Consider the following 20,640-nt stretch of genomic DNA (forward strand, 5'->3'; position numbering starts at 1 on the left):
ATCACACCATTAAAGTAAATTTGCTTTTTCCAGCATTCTATAAAACATCTCTGCAATTTCACAACGCTTTATTGCTTTTTGAGGCAGTATTGCCAAATCATTTGAAGAAAGAATATCTTTACTGTAGCAGAAAGCCAGAGAACTCTGTGCCCAGTTACTGCTTTTTACATAGTCGCTAAACTGTGCAAGTATATCTCTTATCTCCCCAGCATCCGCACTTATATCCATTCCGCATAGCTTTGCCGTTCTTGCCATCATGGTCGCTGCTTCCTCTCTTGTAATTGTACTGGCAGGATTGAAACTGGCAACTGAGGTACCGTTTACAATGCCGTATGCGTAGGCTGTATTCACATAGGAAATATACCACGATCCAGCCGGAACATCGTTAAACACATTATTTGACTTAGTAGGCAATCCCAATCCCTTCACAACAATGGTGGCAAACTCTGCACGGGTCATTGTAGCGTCAGGAACAAAATCCTTGTCAGTTTTTCCGTTTAGTATGCCTCGTGCTGCCAAATCTTCAATGGCTGGCTTATTTACATGGGTACTAATGTCAGCGAAGGTTTTACCGGATGCTTTCAAAGGCATGAATTTCACATCTGGACTTTTATCCGGAAGTCCTTTCTCTACCTTAGCTACCCCATTATGGACTCCCTGGGATGCTGTTTCTTCGCTCATACGGTATAAGCTTTTTTTGCCATCTCTCATCCGCTGTGCGGCCACAAGTGCATAAAACGCCTGTTCTGTTGCCATTTGATTAAGTCCTTCCTTGCTGTAGGTATGAAGAAAACCGCCCTTCTTTATATAATAGGTCATAAGGTTATCAAATAAAGTATATCCGTTTTTCACAAACCTTTGGTCATCAAGTGAAATACCAAGCTCACATAGGGCAACAATAACCTGAGCCACGCTTTCTGAATTGGATGTCCCCCAGCTAAAGTATCCCCCTTCTTCCCCCTGCATTTTAGAAAGACATGCTATCGCTTTATCTATTGCAGCTGCCACATCACTGCGATTTTGATATTTTGACAGGGCTTGCAAGGCCATAGCCGTGATATCCGGATCAGAACTTGTCCCGCTTAAATTAAAACCTCCATCTTCAAGCTGCTTGGATAATATTGCCTGGATGTACAAATCCCGTGTTGCCTGAGTTTTGGCACTACTGTTTGCTGGAACTTCATAGTTTCCGCTGTCAAGTGCAATCAGTGCCCATACAGGACCATTTATACCCTGCCAAATTGTCTTTTCGTAATCTCCCAATGCATTTAAAAGATTGTATCCTGCCACCTTTGCAGGGTCTTTTCCTATAGAGGTCAATGCCAAAATAACACGGGAATATTCGGTGTACTTCTTTAAATGAAGTACACCATTACATGCCTTTACATATGATTCCAAAGAGTCATAGTACGTATTATAATAGTTATCATCCACATGGAAGCCAGAACGTGACAGACCTAATATAACCCATTCGCCGCCAATAGAACCCACCTGAGGATTTTTTACTGTTTTAAGAAGGTATTCCGCTGTGTTATTAATAGCATCATCCAATATATCATTAGTTGAACCAAATGATGTAACAAAACAGCTTGAAATTATGATAATTATGATAAATTGGACAATAGCCTTCATGGATTTTCTCATAACTTGTTATTCCTTTCCTTTATCATACCCCTTAATCATGCCTTAGCAAATTGTAGAGAACCTGAACCATCTGGGAACGGGTCATAGTATCTTTCGGCTTTACAAGCATATTGTTTCCAACGACTGCACCACTTGACACAAATGTCTCAATGGCAGTCTTTGCGTAGTCTGAAATTTCCGAAATATCCTTATAGCTTTTAAGATTCTTGCCTTCTAACGCTTCTGGAAGTTTGCCGAGCTTTAAAAGAGTATTGTATAGTAGTGTAAACATGTCTTGCCTACTTATGCTGCTTTCCGGCCTAAACATGTTTCCTCCCACTCCCTTTGCAATTCCAAGTCTTTTTGCCGCTGCAAGATATTTAGTATAATATGTTTTTCCTGCGTCAGTAAAGTTGGCAGTAGTATTTTCAGCAACATTTTCATCAGTATTTATATCATAGGCACTCATGAGCATAACTATAAACTGCCCCCTTGTAAGAATTCCTTCAGGGTTGAACTTATTATTGCCGATTCCTTTCGCAATTCCACGTGCAGTACAGAAAACCACCGCATCCTTGTACCAACCTGTATCATTAACATCAATAAAGGTAGCTTTGTTATAACCAACAGCATATTTTCCTAATGAATTTACACTAAAATATACTGCTCCTGCTGATGAGTTATAAATGCCGGATATTGTTTTAACTCTTTCCGAATCATCAATACTGCATGCTACAACAGCGTTTTTATCTTCACCTGCCCCTAAAACATATGGCATTTTTATATTGATATTACCGTTTAAGCTTGATATTTTTTTGTTACCGGCATTAATAGAGATATCCTTTACTGGACGGATGCCAACCAAATCCTTTATTTCTTTACTAGGTTTATTGATATCTACCTTGGAAATTGAAATGGTAATATCCTTGCTATCAGCAGAAGTGATGATACTGTCAATTGCTTTCCTGTCAAATGTCAGATATCCCAAATCCGTCCTTATTTCCAATAACATATTTTTTGCATTGCCAAGCAAACCTACGGCAGAATATGGTATTGTGAGATTTAACCCCCTTATATCCTTTCGAGAAATTAAGGTAATCGATGCTATATTACTTTTATTAGTTTGACCTGATGAAATAGACTTTTTGAAATTGTCCAAACTGTCTCCAGAAAGGATACCGATTGCTTTCCCTCTTTTTTCATCATATACTGTTATTACTTTAGTATCCGGAACCATATCAGGTCCGGTAGAAATTTCTGTACCTGGAATTTTTGTAGGTTCGTTGGTTATACTATTTTGAGGACTTGTATTTACATTGCTGCTGTTTGAAGCAACGGTAATTGTCACAGGCTGAGGCCTTACAAGCAAACGCTGTCCCAGGCTGTCCGATTTTTCTGCTGATAACACATATGTACCGGGGTTGTCTATTTTTATCTTTGCTTTACCTTGACTGTCGGTAGTTAAAAATTTATCTCCTACCTTATAGGGCTCATTATTTACATAAATTGTAGCACCTGATACAGGTTCTTTTGAAGTTGCTCCGGATTGGTTTCCTGACATATCAGTCTTAATACCGTTTAATGTAATTGTAACCTCTTCCCCGGGAACCATGGCCGTTTTGTCTGTTTGAATCTTTGAATATACCGTGTCGAAACCGGTTCCATAATACCAGACAATTTCATCGCCGTCCTTTATTTCAGTTGCTTGACAACCAACATTTGGCATATGATCATTTACCCTGTACATCCAGCCTGAAGTACCACTCTGATCAAATTCACTTTCTCCGTTGATCATTGCAATATACAGGCTCCAGCCATAATCCTGCAATTCATATTTGATATTTGCACTATTGAGTGCCTTTACCAGTGCATGTGCCACCGTAGGATGTTTGAATTTGTCTATTCCCCAACCGGTGGAAGAAGCTGCCGAAGAACCTGTAGGCTTTGTCAGGTAAGAATTCAAGTCAAATATATCAGTCTTTATGCTCGTTCTTGGTAAAATTGTATTATTATACCCTTCTACTCTTAAATAAACTGTTGCTTCGTTTTTTTGTTCCACAGTGGGAGTAGTATTATTTGATGCAACATTCAAATCAAAAACGGAACATATTTGCTTATTTTCTTTTAAATATGCAATAATTTGTACTGTTCCTTGAGCTACAGCCGTTACTAATCCATCCTGGGTAATTTTTGCAATTTCATTATTAGAGCTGCTCCATAAGACATCTTTCCCTTGAACAGTATTACCGGATCCATCTAAAACCGAAGAATTTAACTTTAGAGTATCCCCTATTTTTATAGTATTGGTTGAAGAGGAAATTTTTATGCTGATTTTACTGGTATCATTGAATTTGATGATATCCTTAGTACCCGAACCGCCCAAAATATATATTGAATCATTAACCCTTTGGGCTGCTGATTCAATTTTTTGTGATGGAAGATAAGAAACCGGCTCTATAGTATTATTTGTAGGGTTAAATTTGAATATATGATATAGAGTACCCAATGTTGAATAAAAATCATACCCAAAAGTAGAAACTCTACCGCCAAATAGGTATAGCTCCCCGTTTAGTTCCGCAGCAGAAGAATTGCATAGAGGCATAAAATCTTTAACTTTCAAAACAGGCTTGGTGTTAGAATCTAAATCAATCATTAAAACATCGGAATTATCATTCCCACCAAAAACATATATTTTATGGCCAGATGCAGCGACAGTGCAATCGGTAAATTTCCAGTAGTTTTCATCTTCATTACGTATACTAGCTATGCTTACTGATTTTTGCATATCAGAGGGATCAAATTCTATTATTTCAACAGAAGACTTTATTCCATCAGAATTAGCAACAGAATATTCATACCTTAAGGGAAAGTATATTTTACCGTCAATACTTAAGGATGAGTGGTTTAAAAAGTCATAATATGTAATATTTTTTTCACTAAATCCGGGTAGTATACCCATATCTGTAATACTGTTATTCTTTTCATCATACTTATATACTTCTATTTTATTGGTAGAGTCTTCGTTAGTACTCCGCCCCAGGATAAATATTCCGTTATTTGACTCACCGACAACGAATTTGTCCTTGGCCCAGGGTAAACTCTCCGTTGGATTTTCCAATTTATTTATGACATTTTTTACTGGATCAAAGCATCTAATTTCATTTTCTTTAAAAATATATATTTTCCCATCCAACACAGCTGTAGATCCATTATCACATGATATATCAAGACCCGGTTCTACTCCAGTTAATGAATATGGGCTATCGGTAGCTACAGTAATTGTTTTTGCAATGTAGTTTACTTCATTATATGCAACAAACAATTTGTATTCACCTGGAGGTGCATCAAGGCTAAGATCCGCTTCTCCATTTATATCGGTAGTTTGTAATTGAAACGCACTATTTCCTGTATCATCCAAATTTTCATATTTATAATATCCAAATTTTATAGGAGCACCGCTTAGAGGCTTCCCATCTGCCGTAACACTCAGCTTAAAGCTCTCTTTTGGCTTTACTGTATCTTTACAGCTTATTTTGATCTCGGGTAATTTAACCTTTATGTTTTTAGAGGTGAGTTCTTTTATGTTGCCGTTTTGGTCATACTCCGGGTTTCCATATTCATTTGTCTTTGCAGCTATAATTTTATGAATTCCCGCTTTATTTATTTTTGTCTTCAGTACACCATTTGCATCGGTAAGATCAATGTAAGTATTACCACACTCCAATATTATCCATTTGTCTTTTAATGGTTGACCCTTGCCATCAATTAATTTTAATGTAAAATCTTCTCCCGAATTAACCTCATCCGGTATGATTAATTGTGAAAACTCATATTCTTCTTTGGAAAACTCATAAATATTCTTTTTACCGTCTAACTGCCTTAAGTACTGAGCCAGTGCATAGACTGCCTGTTCTGTAGCCATCGAAATACTTCCGGACTCAGTCTTCTGCCAATTGAAGGTGCCGTCCTCATTCTGAAGGCTTAATATATAGCTGATGAGGTTACCATGTGCCTTTGTAAACTCGGCAGATTGGGGGTCCTTTCCGTTAAAGCTCAGTCCCATAAGTACTTGTGCTGACGTATTTACATTGCTTTCCTTAGACCATGCTCCTGCTCCAAAACCTCCATCTTCACCCTGTCTATCTGCCCAAGCTGAAATTACGTTATCTACCGCTGTTTTTACTTCAGTTTTTTTATCATAATATCTGCCCAGTGCTGTCAAAACAAAGCCTACACCGTCTTCTCCTCCCTTAGGATTAGCCAGTGTAACAAGCTTATTTATAATATCATCCCTTGTAAAGCCAGCATCCTCAGGTATTTCATAGTTCACAGCATCCAGTGCCAAAAGCCCAAAAGGCGTTGTATAAATACCGCCTTGAGTAGATACATTTTTCATGTCACTCAATCGGCACAGTTCGTCCAGAAGATTTCTTCCGTTTACATTTGTTGGATCACCACCAGCTGCAAGAATACCAAGGATGTATTTTCCATACTGTCCTGAGTTACCAGAAGGCATATCCCCATCTAAAATACCTTGAAGATATGAATCAGGTGCTTTTTTATCACAACCATTTATTCCAATTGCCATCCAGTGCTTCTGGTAGTTAAAACTTGTATCATCAAATTTCTCAATCAGCTTGTCGGACGCTCTTTCCAGAGCCGATACAATTGCCTGTCGGCTTACTGTATAGCCAATGCTCGGGTTGGATTCCAAAACGGTTATTTTTTCTGTTGTTCTAACCAGTAAAGGATAATTATTTTCTCTATTTTGACTAATTTCTATTGTATAATCACCTGCTGCATCAGGAACAGTTATAACTGCCTGTCCGTTTTCATCAGTTAAATAGGTTTTATCACTCAGCTTTATTTGTGCACCACTGATTTTAGTCGTGACATTGGAATTTGTGTTCCAGTCAAAATACTTCGCCTGAATTGATACAGTTAAATTTGAGCCTTTTACAATATTTGTGTCGGATAATATGATTTGTGGTAAATAAGTTTGAGGCGAAAAGCCACCATAATAAACTACAATATTATCTCCGGTATTAACATTGCAAGTATCCATGGATATGCTGGATTCGGTATTGTTTACAGCATACATCCAGCCATCAAAACCACCAAAAATGCCTGCCGAGATGTTATTGATTGAAGATACATATTTTCCAAACTGTGAGTCGGTAGCAACTATAGGAATATTGTTGTTTGAAAGAAGTTCATATACAGCCTCATATACTGTTGTTTTATTTGTGGTATAGTTTTCACCGGTACTTATAATAGTGCTGCTGATACCTTCAACCCTTATATTTACCGCTTTCGATTCACGTAGGGCAGTAGTGTCTGCAAACACATTACCCATTCCCGAAAACAAGTTTAGAAAAATACATAAAATTAGTAATATTGGACTAAATCTCTTAAACATTTTTTTAATCTCCCCTATTTCTTCTATCTTTAAATATAAATTGTTTTAGAGGTTAAGGAATGCCTTAGTAATAAATTCAAATTCTCAAGGACAAAATCCCAACGACGATTTAACGGGTTTTGGACGATGAGAAGTTGATATTATTTCTTAGCCATTCCTAACCTGTGAATTTCCAATGTGTTGGTTAACTTCTAAAACTTTTTCATGTCATATTATTTGATTCCGTATACCATACCCGAATCATTTCCAAATACCACATAATCGCCTGATGCTGCCATACCTTGCAATATATAATTGCTCGAAGCATATTCCCACATTTTTGTAGATGTGGTACTTCCATTATCCCTTACGCAGTATGCCTTGCCACTGGAACCATTTGTAGTAAAATATAGATATGTATAAGCACCGTTATTATAAGCTATAACAGAAGATTGAATACCTCCGGCAGTAGTACCGTATGTCCATTGTTGATTTCCGCTTGCATCGTAACAATACAGGGTTCCTGTAGTGAAGCTTCCTGTACCTACGTATATTCTATTGCCAATTCTCACTGGGGTTGAGGTTGAGTATCCGATATTTTTATTCCATTGATGTGTAAGAACACCTGTAGACGTATTTATTGTTAAATCCCAGAGATAACCGCCTTTTGTTGTAAAATACGCATGGTTGCCAGATGAATAATAGCAAATAGAGGAACGTACTTCTGCTGCAGTTACTTGATAAGTTTGTAAATCAAATGCCTGTATTCCTACTGTTGCACTATTCTGATCCACTTCTGTTCCTGTTGTCTTATTTAAAACATGTATATAGGAATCATCATCACCAAAAATTACATAATTACCAGCCACTGCAGCTCCTGCCCAATAAAACCCATTTCCTGCAGTTGAGCCGGAACGATTGGTAGCTGTATATGTCCAGGTTCTTGCACCTGTACTTGCATTAACACAATAATATTTACCATATACACCGCTTACCCAGCTTCCGAAATAAAGATTTCCATTATCATATGTTACAGGCGTAGTAGGCTGAAGATTATCAGCGATAGTTACAAGGGTAGTAACTGTAGGGGAAGCATTTCCAAGGTTACTGATCTTTTTAACCAAGATGCTTGAGCTTTGTTTTACCGGTACATATATATTAGTGCCATCCGAAGCAGGTGTATCTAGATGGAAGGAACTTTCATTGCTTATCTGTATATTCCATATAATACTTCCGGTTGATTTACTCAGTTTATATAATTTAACATCAGTAGAACCACTTGCTACCACATAGGTATAGTCTCCAATAATTATTGGCACAGTATCAATCCCGTAATAGGAACCTGCCTGGGTAGTTTGAGACCACACGTCAGTTCCTGTAGGATTTGTAGTATCAATTCTAGGGCTGTCAATTGCTACTCCTGAATTAGCGGTATCATTTTGAAATTTTAGCCAATCAGTAGCAAATGCTAAATTTACCATAGCAGAAACTACAAGAAATATTATCAAAGACGATGCTGCAATTTTGCTCTTTTTCATCAAAGATTCCTCCTTTAATTGTTTTGATGTTTTTAGTTATAATTAAAAAATAACTTCCGCTATAAATTTCGCTTATGTGATTACTTAACTCGTCAACACACGCTCAAAAACGGAATTAATTTTTCAATCATACCTTAGTAAAAATAAAAACCTCTTAACGATTTAATCGCCAAGAGGCTACGTATACCCGGAAAAATAATATATAAGCATACATAAACACCTCCCTATCGCTCGTAGAGTTAATGGTGGTACAAATCAGGCAGGTCTTCTGACTCAAGCATCATCACCCTTACAACCTTCCCGGTTTCCAGTGGTATTTTGTAAGGACTCATCTTATACAGCGGCGGGACCGCGTGGGACTTTCACCCAACTTCCCTTTTAACCAATTGAGGCTTTTAACTAAAAGCACAATTGGCACCTGTTTTTTAATATTTAGTTTTCAACTTCATTGTATTTCATTTTTAAAGTAACGTCAATCTTTATTAAATACTCTTGTTGATTCTAAAAAATCTTTAATCCTTAAGTCACTTACCACCGGCATAGCCTTTTCTATTCACTCCAGCATAGCTGCTTCCAGTTCTGCAGTACCTGCAGTTTTTTCATAGATCATTTATTACCAAGGGATTTTCCAATAGCTGCATTTTCAATTATTTCAGGTCTTGCTTTCCACACAAACGTTACAACTGAAGCTGTAACAAGGCCTTCAACTACGCCGATTGCAAGAAGCATTCCTCCTCCCAGATGTCCGCTTGAACCTGTTCCTGGTATAGAAAAATTAATCATTTGAGCAGCCAATATAAAAGCTCCCATTACACCATTAAGGGAATCTTTTTTCATTCAAATCATTCTTTATTTTTTTAATTGAGTAAGCAGCAACTCCAGCAGTAGCTGCCAGCATAGTACCACCAACAATTGGTGATATCAAGGCATCAGCCATATGCATAATAAACCGTCCTCCTTAAAAAATAATAAACCCAAAAAAGGCTTATTCTTAAGCACTTTTTTGGGTTCGTCCCAAAATTAACTAGTATTTCTAAAGGTCAATATATCATAGACTTCATTTTTAGTCAATTAATAAAATATTTTTGTGCGTATATTGACTTATTTATTTTATCTATGATATATTTTATTGGAAAATCAAGTCAAGAAGACTTTTGTAATTGGTATACTTAAACATTAACATAAAACAAACCATGAAGGGATGCTATATGAAATAGCACTTTTTGTGGTTTGTTTTTATGTTAAAAAGCTTTGGCCAAGCTCAGGAAATGAATTCTGATATTTTTTTTAAGAATCAAAAAAGAGTAAACATTTTTAGGAGGCTTATATTTATGTTCAAGAAAGTAGTAATTTCCATTCTTATTTGCAGTACTCTGGCTTTTTCAGGGTGTTCCGGCAATAAAGAAACAAGCAAAGTTGATGTAAAAAGAACTGAACTAACCATGGCAATCAGCAGTGAACCGGATGGAGGATTTGATCCCACCACTGGATGGGGCAGATACGGATCTCCTCTTTTCCAAAGCACCATACTAAAACGTGACAGTGACATGAAGATTGTAAACGATCTTGCAACTGAATATACAGTTAGCAGTGATGGACTGGTATGGACAGTAAAGATTAGAAAGGACATCAAGTTTTCTGATGGTAAGCCCCTAACGGCACCGGATATTGTTTTTACATATGAAACTACAGCCAAAAGCAGTTCTGTCGTTGATTTGAGTGTTATGGAAAAGGTTGAGGCCATAGATAATTATACAGTTAGATTTACATTGAAGAACCCTCAATCAACATTTGTTAATATTCTTGCAAACACAGGAATTGTTCCCAAGCATGCATATGGAAAGGACTATTCACAAAAACCTGTAGGATCTGGACCTTTCAAGTTTGTTCAATGGGATAAAGGACAACAGTTAATTGTTGAAGCAAATCCTGAATACTATGGAGATAAGCCTTTCTTTAAAAAAATTACTTTCCTTTACTTAAGTGAAGAAGCTGCATTTGCGGCGGCTCAGTCAGGAACCCTTGATATTGCAGCTATTGTCCCTTCATATGCAAGTAATAAAGTATCGGGTATGCACCTGCTTGCAGTTGATAGTGTTGATAATCGTGGCATCATGTTCCCTTATGTAAAACCGGGAAAGAAAACAAAAGATGGCTATCCGATAGGAAACGAAGTTACTTCAGATATTTTCATTCGAAAGGCAATTAACACAGTTGTAGACCGAAAAGCACTTGTAGATGGCATTTTAAATGGTTATGGTTCTCCAGCTTACACCGTTTGTGACAAAATGCCTTGGTGGAACCCTGAAACAGTAATTGAAGATGCTGATTCGGAAGAGGCAAAGAAGATCCTTTCAAATGGCGGGTGGAAAGATTCAGACAATGATGGAATTCTTGATAAAGGCAATATTAAGGCTGAATTTAAACTAATATATCCTTCGGGCGATCAAACCCGTCAATCGTTGTCAATTGCAGTAGCAGACAAGGTAAAAGATATCGGCATAAAAATAAACGTTGAAGGCAAAAGCTGGGATGATATAAAAACTCAGATGTACTCAAATGCCATTGTTTTCGGCTGGGGTAGCCACGATCCCATAGAGATGTATAACCTTTACAACAGCAAATATATGGGAGTTGATTACTTTAATTCCGGACACTATTCAAATTCAACTGTTGATGGTTATCTCAATAAAGCAATAGAATCTACAGATGAGACTCAAGCAATAGAATACTGGAAAAAAGCCCAATGGGATGGAAAAGCAGGTTTTACAGCAAAAGGTGATGCTCCATGGGCATGGCTTGTAAATCTTCACCACTTGTATCTTGTAAGGGATAATCTCAACATTGGAAAGCAGAAAATTCATCCTCATGGGCATGGATGGCCTCTTACAGACAATATCGAGGATTGGGGCTGGAAGGAGTAAATATACATGTTTAATGGGAGCATACTAAAATTCATAGTTGGTAAAAGCATACGCATTGTATCATTGCTGGCAGCACTATCTGTAATATCATTTGCATTGGTAAGCCACTCACCCATAGACCCGGTTCAGGCATATATAGGTGCCGATATGATGAAGGTTAGTCCGTCCCAGAGAGAAAAAATAGCTGAACATTGGGGGCTGAACAAGCCCCCGGTAGAAAGATTTTTATCCTGGGGAAATTCGATGATCCATGGAGATATGGGGACATCCATGATATATAGGAGGCCTGTTTTGGATGTAATAAAAGAAAGATTTATTGCATCCTTAGCCTTAATGGGGATTGCGTGGGGGCTATCAGGAATTCTTGGCTTTATTTTAGGTGTGATAGCTGCAATGAATAGAGGGCGAGTAATAGACAGTATAATAAAATGGTATAGCCTTACTCTTGCCTCCACTCCGACTTTTTGGCTCGGTCTTCTTCTGCTGATAGTTTTCTCAGTCTGGCTTGGCTGGTTTCCAATTGGAATGGGCGTACCGGCAGGAGTTATTTCAAAGGACGTAACCCTTTTAAGCCGCATTAGCCATATAATTCTTCCGGCATTGACTTTAAGCATAGTAGGAGTTGCGAATATTGCACTGCACACAAGACAAAAGCTCATGGATGTTTTAGAAAGCGATTATATATTATTTGCCAGAGCCAGAGGTGAACATGGAATTAAGCTTTTTTTAAGACACGGTCTACGCAATATTGCCCTTCCTGCAATTACATTGCAGTTTGCATCCCTAAGTGAAATTTTTGGCGGCTCTGTCCTTGCAGAACAGGTTTTTTCCTACCCTGGTCTTGGACAGGCAACTGTACAGGCCGGACTACGTGGTGATCTGCCTCTGCTTTTGGGAATTGTACTTTTTAGTTCAATATTTGTATTTGCTGGAAATATGATGGCAGATATCATATACAGGGTTGTAGATCCAAGGATCAGGGAGGTTAAAGCAGTATGAGTGAATTAGCATCAAGTATAACAAGTAAAATCAATATTCCTTCTTTTTTAAAACCAAACAGAAGACAACACACACTTATAATGATTTCTTTATCAAGCTTGGTTCTCATTGGGATTATATTGGCAAGTATACTTCTTAGTAACGAAAGAATAGAAACACACTTTGATTTAAAAAACCTTGGACCTTCATTATCCCATCCTTTTGGAACAGACTGGCTTGGAAGAGACATGTTCACCAGGACTGTAAAAGGATTGTCATTGAGTATTTATATTGGAATTGTAGCCTCTGCTGTAAGCGTTGCAGTTGCATTGGTTCTTGGTTTGTGTGCTGCAACCATGGGAAAAGCAGTTGACAGTGTAATAACCTGGATGGTTGATTTGTTTCAAGGAATGCCTCACCTTGTAGCATTAATACTAATAGCATTTACAGTGGGTGGAGGTGCAAAAGGTGTTATTATAGGGGTTGCCTTAACACACTGGACCAGCTTGACACGTGTAATACGTGCAGAGATATTGCAGCTAAGGACTGCCCAGTATGTGCAAATTTCAAGGCATATGGGCAAGAGTAGATGGTGGATTGCTGTACATCATATGCTTCCCCATTTGGTACCGCAGTTTTTGGTTGGCTTTGTTTTGCTTTTTCCACATGCCATACTCCATGAAGCATCCATAACATTTTTAGGCTTTGGACTATCTCCACACAAGCCTGCAATTGGAGTAATATTGTCAGAATCAATGAAGTACCTGTCTACCGGAATGTGGTGGCTGGCATTCTTTCCAGGGATATCGCTGTTAATTATTGTGAGATCATTTGATATTATCGGCGAAAACCTTAGACTACTCATTGACCCACATAATGCAAACGAATAAAGTTGGAGGCGATTAAATGCTAGAAGTAAAGGATTTATCAATATCATTTATACAATATCAAAAAGGTTTGAAAAAAAGGACACTTAAAGTAATCTCAAACCTTGATGTAACAATAAATTCAGGTGAAATACTGGCAATAGTCGGTTCAAGCGGATCAGGAAAAAGCCTTCTTGCCCATGCCGTACTTGGAGTGCTTCCTAAAAACGCAGTTATATCTGGGGAAATTATTTATAAAGGCATGCCCCTCACACCCAAACTTCAAAAAAAGCTTCGGGGAAATGAAATATCTTTGATACCCCAGTCGGTTAACTTCCTTGATCCTCTTATGAAAGTAGGGGAACAGGTTCAAGCTTCTGTAAATACAGGTGATAAAAAAGAAGAACTAAAAAGTATATTTAAAAGATACTCTTTAGATGAAAAAACAGGAATCAAGTTTCCATTTCAACTTTCAGGCGGCATGGCAAGACGTGTAATTGTTGCCTCAGCTGTAATCGGCGGTGCAAAATTAATAATTGCTGATGAACCAACACCCGGACTTCATCCTGAGGTGGTAAAGGAAACATTACAGCATCTTAGAGAGCTTGCTGACCAAGGATGTGCTGTGATGCTTATTACCCATGATATAGGTACTGCAATTAATGTGGCAAACAATATCGCTGTTTTCTACTCCGGCACAACCGTTGAAGTTGCTCCTGCATCAAATTTTTCTGGTAATGGAGAGCATTTAAGGCACCCTTATACAAAAGCACTATGGAATGCACTGCCCCAAAACAGCTTTATTCCCATTTCTGGGTTTCAACCTTCCTATGAGGAACGTAAAGGCTGCTTCTTCCACCAACGCTGTTCTATAAGAAGTAAGGATTGTTTATCAAAAATGCCAAAAATACGTGAAATAAACTCAGGAAAGGTAAGGTGCCATAATGCTACTTGAAGCAAAAAACATTAATTTTCGTTATGGTAAGGGTTCCTGGGTAATAAAAAACTTTACTATGGAATTAAACTCCGGTGAAATAGTTGGTCTATCAGGTAACAGCGGCTGCGGAAAAACCACTCTTGCCAGAATACTTGCGGGGTATGAAAAGCCCTATGAAGGCCATGTGCTGTTAGATGGAAAACCTTTACCCCAAAACTGTTTCAACCCAGTTCAATTGGTTTTCCAACACCCTGAAAAATCAGTCAATCCACATTGGAAAATGAACAAAACTTTAAATGAAGGCTGGTCACCTGAAGATTCGCTAATACATTCCCTTGGCATTGAAAAAGAATGGCTTCAAAGATGGCCTAACGAATTATCCGGCGGTGAGCTGCAGAGATTTTGTGTTGCACGTGCATTAAGTCCTGATACAAAGTTTCTGATTGCAGATGAAATGACAACAATGTTAGATGCCATTACTCAGGCCCATATATGGAATGTGGTTATTGATACAGCTAAAAAAAGAAATATAGGAGTTCTTGTTATTAGCCATGAGAGGCACCTTATTGATCGTATTTGCAACAAAGTAATAGAAATAAATTAACTTAAGGGATGATAAAACATGTGCGAATCTAATGTTTATCTTATAGATGAAAAAGGTGAAGAAAAGTTGATTTTTGAAGCAGTTAATGAGGTTTCATCCTATGGTGGCGGTCTTTGTCTTGAAAATATATTTTATCAGAGAAAATATATCCTTGCTAAAATAAAAGAAATCTCATTTTTGGAAAGAAAAATAATATTAGAAAGAATATCCGAAGATGAATAAGAATAAAACAGTCATAATTACAGGAGCTGCCGGCGTTATTGGTAGAAGCATGGTCGTGTTATTTGCCATTAATGGATACAATGTCCTTTTAAACTATAACCGATCCTTAGAAAAAGCTCAATTATTATACAGAAAACTAAAATCAAAGGGTCTTTCAATAGAATTATTTCAAGCGGATGTAACTAAACGTGTTCAGGTTGATGCAATAGTAGACTATTGCATCAACCAATTTGGGAAAATATGATATACATAATCAGCATTTTAGGGAAGGATAGAAGTGATACTACTTTAATACCATTTTTAAATAATATCAAATTAAATCTTGGAGAGAAGTTTAAAAATGTCATCGCAGATTCTGGCTACGAGAGTGAGGAAAATTACCTGTATTTAGAAAAGAACAAACAAGATTATTACATAAAGCCTCAAACATATGATATATGGAAAAAGAAAAGTTTTAAGAAAGATATAAGTAAGCGTGAAAACATGCTATATGATATAGAAAGAGATGAATATACATGCCATAATGGAAAGCAATTAAAACTTCATTCCGTTATCTATATACTTTAGCTGCCGTAACTATTCAATAGCTGACATTTTAAATAAAAAGTTGTTCTGTTCAGAGGTCTTTCAAATTCTATGTGGTGGAATAGGAATAGTGCTTATTATACCAGTTACTGTGCTTATAACATCAAGATTGTTATATCTCAATTTTCTAAAAACAGATAAATAACATCTGAATATTATTATAGTTCGAGACCCATATATTAGACTTATATGGGTTTTTAAATTGATCATAATCACCTTCATAATTTGATTATAATTTTTTAGGTTACTTAATTTATGCGTAACACATTATTTGTAATTTACATATGTTAGTGTAGGGAAAAAGTTTTGCACTAGACTGATAGAGAATAAATAATGTATAAACATAAACAGTTGTTGGAGGTTTTAATTATGAATGAAAATTTTATACCACTTAACTTTTTACCATTAGGGAAAAAAGCAAAAGTTAAAGTACTTACTTCTGATGGAATGATTCGAAGAAGAATGTTGGATTTGGGTTTGATTTCTGATACTGTGGTAGAAGCTTTGCAAAAAAGTCCTTCTGGAGATCCTGTGGCATACCATATTCGGGGTGCTGTTATTGCTCTTCGTTCTGAAGAGGCCTCAAAAATACTCGTTGAAGCAATTTAGAACACAATCTTATTTTTACATTATATTACCACAAGAAATGACATTTACACATTTTAATATATTTCGTAAAAAAGGAGGTATCTTAATAATGGGCCTAACAAGTCAGTCAACAGGGACTGGAGTCTTAGATGATAAAGTCAAAATTGAATGTGCTAACCCTGATGACAAAGTTATAGCACTTGCCGGAAATCCCAATGTGGGAAAAAGTACCGTATTTAACAGCTTGACAGGACTTAACCAGCATACTGGCAACTGGCCAGGTAAAACAGTAACAAATGCACAAGGAGAGTATAAACATAAGGATAAAAATTTTATTATAGTTGACATTCCGGGTACATATTCACTTATGGCAAACTCGGTTGAAGAAGAGGTGGCACGTGACTTCATCTGCTTCGGAAATCCTGATGCAACTGTGATAGTATCCGATGCAACTTGCCTGGAAAGAAATTTAAATTTGATTCTTCAAACATTGGAGATTACATCTAAAGTTGTGGTGTGTGTAAACCTCTTAGATGAGGCAAAAAGAAAGAAAATTAACATTAATCTTAAAGAGCTGGAAAAGCATCTTGGGGTACCTGTCGTTGGAACCAGTGCAAGAAACGGAAAAGGTTTGGATATACTGATGGACGTAGTATACGATATTACAAACAAAAAAATAGTTACATCTCCTTTGAAGATAAGTTATGATGATACCATTGAAGAAGCAATTGATGTTCTGGAACCATCGGTAAAAGAAGTACTGGAAGATAAGTTCAACAGTCGGTGGATTACTTTAAAACTGCTTGAAGAAGATGCTCACCTTTTAAAAACTCTTCAAAAACATCTTAATTTTGATTTGATGAAAAACTTCAGTATTATGCAGAAATTAAATAGAGCAAAAGAAATATTAAGTTCGGCAGGTATAGATCATGATCTTCTAAGAGATAAGATTGTATCACATATTGTTTGTACTGCAGAAAAAATTTGCAGCAAAACTGTCACTTTTGATAATGATAAGTATAGTCGAACAGACCGTAAGATTGACAGCATACTTACATCCAGAATATTTGGAATTCCAATTATGATAGCACTTCTGGGCATAATATTCTGGCTGACCATAACAGGTGCCAATTATCCTTCAGAGTTGATTGCTACTTTCCTTTTTTGGGTTGAAGAACGTTTAACCGACTTGTTTACATGGGCAGGCACACCTCAATGGGTACATGGTTTATTAGTTATGGGAATATATAGAACCTTAGCATGGGTTGTTTCAGTTATGTTGCCTCCAATGGCTATATTCTTTCCGTTGTTTACATTGCTGGAAGACCTTGGATATTTACCTAGAGTGGCATTCAATCTTGATAACTTTTTCAAAAAAGCTTGTGCTCACGGTAAACAGGCACTAACCATGTGTATGGGGTTCGGATGTAATGCTGCAGGTATTATAGGCTGCAGAATTATAGATTCTCCAAGAGAAAGACTCATTGCAATAATTACTAATAACTTTGTTCCCTGTAATGGCCGTTTCCCGACCCTGATTGCTATTATAACCATGTTCTTTACAGGAGTTGTTGTTAGTCCCTTTCAATCGGTAGTTTCTACATTATTATTAACAGGAGTCATTGTCCTTGGGGTATTAATGACATTATTAATATCAAAAATTCTTTCTAAAACAATTTTAAAAGGCATACCTTCATCCTTTACCCTGGAGCTCCCACCTTACCGGAAGCCTCAAATAGGAAAGGTCATTGTAAGATCAGTGTTTGACAGAACGTTATTTGTGCTAGGGCGTGCTGTATCTGTAGCTATACCTGCCGGCTTGGTGATTTGGGTTATGGCAAATATCTATGTAGGTGACCTTAGCATCCTATCTCATTGTGCAGGTTTCCTCAATCCTTTTGCAAAAATGATAGGTCTGGATGGATATATTTTAATGGCTTTCATTCTTGGGTTTCCTGCAAATGAAATTGTTGTTCCTATAATAATAATGAGTTATATGTCTACTGGAAGCTTACTTGAGTTTGACAGCCTGGATAAATTGAGAGAACTTCTTGTATCTCATGGCTGGACCTGGCTTACAGCTGTATGCGTTATGCTGTTTTCTCTGATGCATTGGCCATGCGGAACAACATGCTGGACAATAAAAAAGGAATCCCAAAGTTTAAAATGGACTATGGTTTCATTTCTTGTTCCAACTATAACTGGAATTATAATTTGTTTTATTGTTGCAAATACAGTTCGGCTGCTGGGATTGGTGTAAATAAGATAGGCTGCTTTAAATATAGTAGCCTATCTAAATCCTAATATCAAAAGCATTATAATACCAACAATCAGCCTGTAATAGGCAAAGGCTTTTAAGGAATGCTTCCCAAGAAATGAAATGAATTTTCCAACAACAATAAAAGCTACAATAAAGGATACAACAAATCCAACTGAAAGTGCAAACCATTCAGTTGAGGTCATTGAGGTTAAGCTTTTTATCAATGAATATCCAGTTGCTGCAAACATAGTAGGGATTGCAAGAAAAAACGAAAACTCTGCAGCAGCTTTTACTGATAATCCTACCATAACACCTCCTATAATGGTTGATGCAGACCTAGACATACCTGGAAACAACGACATACATTGTGCAAAACCAATAAACAACGACTTTTTGGCTCCTACCTTTAGCATGTTATCATTTTTTGCATTATTATGCTTTCGTTCTACTAAAAGTATTATAACTGCACCTAAAATCAGTGCTATTGATACTGTAAATGGTGAAAAGAGGTATTTTTCAATATAGTCGTTCAACACTAAACCTAATACAGCAGAAGGCAGAAAAGCTATAAGCATCCAAAGCCATAATTTAAAACCCCACTGTCCAGGCTTTATATTCTTAAAAGAATCAAGAATCCGGTTTCTATAATAGAATACTACAGCTAAGATAGCTCCAAGCTGAATCATTATTTCGAACATTATTGCAAACTTTCCGGTAAAGCCAAGAAAATGTCCAAATAAAATGAGATGCCCTGTTGATGAGATAGGAAGAAATTCTGTAATTCCTTCTACTATACCTAGTATTATAGCTTTTATAATTAAATCCATAGAGTTTTCCCTTCTCGTTTTCAAATTTTTATTCAAAGCCCTATTATCCAAATTCGTTCCATAGGGGTAGACATATTGTAATATTGAGGAAAGCAGATATTGATTAATGTCATTTGTTGCTTTCAAAAAGTATAATTCATTGAGACATAATTATCCGAGAATATATTGAATTTTCAATCTTCTAGCATTATATAATGCTACACAAACTTAATCAATGAAATTTTAGCATTCTTTAGTCTTTTGCCTTCGATATAGCAAATTTAAATATAATCTTAAAACCTGAAAGAAGTTGATTTAAGGCTAATTTTCTTTCTTGGATAAATTCACATTAAAAAATTATCGACGAAAATTTAAATTTCTTCGATAATTTTTTACATTAGCAAATGCAGTTGAAGCGTCTGCATTGCATTATAATAATGTACTTTGTTATCAAATATACTTTTAATAAACCAATTCATCTTCGGGCTTATCTGTAGGTTCTACAGTTTCTGCTGCAATAACAGGCATAATCTCTCCTTTAAACTCCCCCTTTTGTATTTTGCCTGTCACTTTTACCCATGAGTCCTTCTTAAGTTGCTCTGCCCTCTGATAATTGCATAAAAGACCTACAGGCTGCATATCTGCCGCACAGCAATTCATTGTAAATCTTGCTGGTACAAACCTGTTTTGCCCAAATTCCTTATCCTTGAATACAAAGCCAACGACCTGAATCTTTTTACCTTCATATTTGCTTAGGCTTCCATACAGTTCCTCTATCCAGGGAATAAAGCTTTCAGCCGCCATGACAATGGTATCTCCTTGCTTAAGCAGCTCCTTGCTTATATTATCAGAAGACTTTCCAGCATTTTGGTTAGACCCACTGCCTGTGGCAATATTGTTTTCTTCTCTATCAGAGTATGTCTGTGTGTCTTCAACAAGCTCCCCATCACCGGACGACTCATAAGATCTGCCCATTGTATTAATATTGCTTATGGACATGGTATCTGTGTCGAGAGCTTTAGGCGGAAGAGCAAAAGCCAACATCAAAGGAATGATAAAAAGAAGATATCGTCCTAATTTAATATTTTTTCTTTTTGTCTTAAACAGTTCGCCTGATATAAACAATGCAATGGTAATAAACATCACTATGCCAAACTGCATATAGGGTATTATTCTTGGATGAACATAGTACTTTGCATTTCCGGATTCAATGACTTTGTAAAATAGAAAAGCAAAGCCAAGAAGAGATGCTATTTTCAACAAAGCTTCAAAGTCTATTCCCAAACGGTTTAAATAACGCATAATAGACCA

15 protein-coding genes, 2 pseudogenes and 1 riboswitch are annotated in these 20,640 nt (G+C 36.8%); of the genes and pseudogenes, 11 read left to right on the forward strand and 6 right to left on the reverse strand.

The genetic code is table 11. From position 1 onward, the window contains the following. Nucleotides 1–9: 9 nt before the first annotated feature. The 4 genes and pseudogenes from VIO64_RS02845 to VIO64_RS02860 form a co-directional block, all read right to left on the reverse strand. Nucleotides 10–1,644, reverse strand: a complete 1,635-nt coding sequence (locus VIO64_RS02845; RefSeq protein WP_331914947.1) for an S-layer homology domain-containing protein — start codon at nucleotides 1,642–1,644, stop codon at nucleotides 10–12. Between the two features lie 31 nt (nucleotides 1,645–1,675). Next, on the reverse strand, nucleotides 1,676–7,042 hold the full coding sequence (locus tag VIO64_RS02850; RefSeq protein WP_331914949.1) for a DUF4430 domain-containing protein: 5,367 nt from the start codon (nucleotides 7,040–7,042) through the stop codon (nucleotides 1,676–1,678). A 212-nt stretch (nucleotides 7,043–7,254) separates the two neighbouring features. After that, nucleotides 7,255–8,559 (reverse strand): PQQ-binding-like beta-propeller repeat protein, encoded by a 1,305-nt coding sequence (locus VIO64_RS02855; RefSeq protein WP_331914951.1) that lies wholly within the window; start codon nucleotides 8,557–8,559, stop codon nucleotides 7,255–7,257. A gap of 241 nt (nucleotides 8,560–8,800) precedes the next feature. Further along, a riboswitch (cobalamin riboswitch) is annotated at nucleotides 8,801–8,996 on the reverse strand. Nucleotides 8,997–9,171: 175 nt separating this feature from the next. After that, a pseudogene (locus VIO64_RS02860) lies at nucleotides 9,172–9,502 on the reverse strand (energy-coupling factor ABC transporter permease); the annotation flags it as partial. Nucleotides 9,503–9,890: 388 nt separating this feature from the next. On the opposite strand from VIO64_RS02860, the gene VIO64_RS02865 reads away from it, so the two are divergent. From VIO64_RS02865 to feoB, 11 genes and pseudogenes are all read left to right on the forward strand, one after another. After that, complete coding sequence (locus VIO64_RS02865; protein ID WP_331914953.1) at nucleotides 9,891–11,483, forward strand: ABC transporter substrate-binding protein; 1,593 nt, start codon at nucleotides 9,891–9,893, stop codon at nucleotides 11,481–11,483. A 6-nt stretch (nucleotides 11,484–11,489) separates the two neighbouring features. Continuing rightward, nucleotides 11,490–12,482, forward strand: coding sequence for an ABC transporter permease (locus tag VIO64_RS02870; RefSeq protein ID WP_331914955.1), 993 nt, complete (start codon nucleotides 11,490–11,492; stop codon nucleotides 12,480–12,482). Next, nucleotides 12,479–13,351, forward strand: coding sequence for an ABC transporter permease (locus VIO64_RS02875; protein ID WP_331914957.1), 873 nt, complete (start codon nucleotides 12,479–12,481; stop codon nucleotides 13,349–13,351). The genes VIO64_RS02870 and VIO64_RS02875 overlap by 4 nt, the downstream gene beginning before the upstream one ends. Nucleotides 13,352–13,367: 16 nt before the next feature. Next, nucleotides 13,368–14,282, forward strand: coding sequence for an ABC transporter ATP-binding protein (locus tag VIO64_RS02880; RefSeq protein WP_331914959.1), 915 nt, complete (start codon nucleotides 13,368–13,370; stop codon nucleotides 14,280–14,282). Continuing rightward, on the forward strand, nucleotides 14,272–14,868 hold the full coding sequence (locus VIO64_RS02885) for an ABC transporter ATP-binding protein (protein WP_331914961.1): 597 nt from the start codon (nucleotides 14,272–14,274) through the stop codon (nucleotides 14,866–14,868). The genes VIO64_RS02880 and VIO64_RS02885 overlap by 11 nt, the downstream gene beginning before the upstream one ends. 18 nt (nucleotides 14,869–14,886) lie before the next feature. Further along, complete coding sequence (locus VIO64_RS02890) at nucleotides 14,887–15,090, forward strand: CooT family nickel-binding protein (protein WP_331914963.1); 204 nt, start codon at nucleotides 14,887–14,889, stop codon at nucleotides 15,088–15,090. Next, entirely contained in the window at nucleotides 15,083–15,334 is a 252-nt protein-coding gene (locus VIO64_RS02895) for an SDR family NAD(P)-dependent oxidoreductase (protein ID WP_331914965.1), read from the forward strand. The genes VIO64_RS02890 and VIO64_RS02895 overlap by 8 nt, the downstream gene beginning before the upstream one ends. 23 nt (nucleotides 15,335–15,357) lie before the next feature. Then, nucleotides 15,358–15,630: pseudogene (locus VIO64_RS02900) on the forward strand (transposase); the annotation flags it as partial. A 52-nt stretch (nucleotides 15,631–15,682) separates the two neighbouring features. Beyond that, nucleotides 15,683–15,820, forward strand: a complete 138-nt coding sequence (locus VIO64_RS02905) for a YibE/F family protein (RefSeq protein ID WP_331914991.1) — start codon at nucleotides 15,683–15,685, stop codon at nucleotides 15,818–15,820. A gap of 224 nt (nucleotides 15,821–16,044) precedes the next feature. Then, nucleotides 16,045–16,284, forward strand: a complete 240-nt coding sequence (locus tag VIO64_RS02910; RefSeq protein ID WP_331914969.1) for a FeoA family protein — start codon at nucleotides 16,045–16,047, stop codon at nucleotides 16,282–16,284. A gap of 88 nt (nucleotides 16,285–16,372) precedes the next feature. Next, nucleotides 16,373–18,523, forward strand: a complete 2,151-nt coding sequence (feoB, locus tag VIO64_RS02915; RefSeq protein ID WP_331914971.1) for a ferrous iron transport protein B — start codon at nucleotides 16,373–16,375, stop codon at nucleotides 18,521–18,523. A gap of 29 nt (nucleotides 18,524–18,552) precedes the next feature. Here feoB and VIO64_RS02920 read toward each other — a convergent pair whose 3' ends face one another. Continuing rightward, on the reverse strand, nucleotides 18,553–19,350 hold the full coding sequence (locus VIO64_RS02920; protein WP_331914973.1) for an undecaprenyl-diphosphate phosphatase: 798 nt from the start codon (nucleotides 19,348–19,350) through the stop codon (nucleotides 18,553–18,555). Nucleotides 19,351–19,791: 441 nt separating this feature from the next. After that, a complete protein-coding gene (locus tag VIO64_RS02925; RefSeq protein ID WP_331914975.1) occupies nucleotides 19,792–20,631 on the reverse strand; it encodes a TIGR03943 family putative permease subunit in 840 nt (279 codons plus the stop codon). Between the last annotated feature and the right edge of the window lie 9 nt (nucleotides 20,632–20,640).

Source organism: Pseudobacteroides sp., from assembly GCF_036567765.1.
Lineage (GTDB): Bacteria > Bacillota > Clostridia > Acetivibrionales > DSM-2933 > Pseudobacteroides.

Bases quoted from the DNA above. Each gene is read 5' to 3' on its own strand.
- VIO64_RS02920 (WP_331914973.1), bottom strand. From the start codon at position 19,350: ATGGATTTAATTATAAAAGCTATAATACTAGGTATAGTAGAAGGAATT.
- VIO64_RS02880 (WP_331914959.1), top strand. From the start codon at position 13,368: ATGCTAGAAGTAAAGGATTTATCAATATCATTTATACAATATCAAAAA.
- feoB (WP_331914971.1), top strand. From the start codon at position 16,373: ATGGGCCTAACAAGTCAGTCAACAGGGACTGGAGTCTTAGATGATAAA.
- VIO64_RS02865 (WP_331914953.1), top strand. From the start codon at position 9,891: ATGTTCAAGAAAGTAGTAATTTCCATTCTTATTTGCAGTACTCTGGCT.
- VIO64_RS02890 (WP_331914963.1), top strand. From the start codon at position 14,887: ATGTGCGAATCTAATGTTTATCTTATAGATGAAAAAGGTGAAGAAAAG.
- VIO64_RS02855 (WP_331914951.1), bottom strand. From the start codon at position 8,559: ATGAAAAAGAGCAAAATTGCAGCATCGTCTTTGATAATATTTCTTGTA.
- VIO64_RS02845 (WP_331914947.1), bottom strand. From the start codon at position 1,644: ATGAGAAAATCCATGAAGGCTATTGTCCAATTTATCATAATTATCATA.
- VIO64_RS02875 (WP_331914957.1), top strand. From the start codon at position 12,479: ATGAGTGAATTAGCATCAAGTATAACAAGTAAAATCAATATTCCTTCT.
- VIO64_RS02895 (WP_331914965.1), top strand. From the start codon at position 15,083: ATGAATAAGAATAAAACAGTCATAATTACAGGAGCTGCCGGCGTTATT.
- VIO64_RS02925 (WP_331914975.1), bottom strand. From the start codon at position 20,631: ATGCGTTATTTAAACCGTTTGGGAATAGACTTTGAAGCTTTGTTGAAA.
- VIO64_RS02885 (WP_331914961.1), top strand. From the start codon at position 14,272: ATGCTACTTGAAGCAAAAAACATTAATTTTCGTTATGGTAAGGGTTCC.
- VIO64_RS02910 (WP_331914969.1), top strand. From the start codon at position 16,045: ATGAATGAAAATTTTATACCACTTAACTTTTTACCATTAGGGAAAAAA.
- VIO64_RS02850 (WP_331914949.1), bottom strand. From the start codon at position 7,042: ATGTTTAAGAGATTTAGTCCAATATTACTAATTTTATGTATTTTTCTA.
- VIO64_RS02870 (WP_331914955.1), top strand. From the start codon at position 11,490: ATGTTTAATGGGAGCATACTAAAATTCATAGTTGGTAAAAGCATACGC.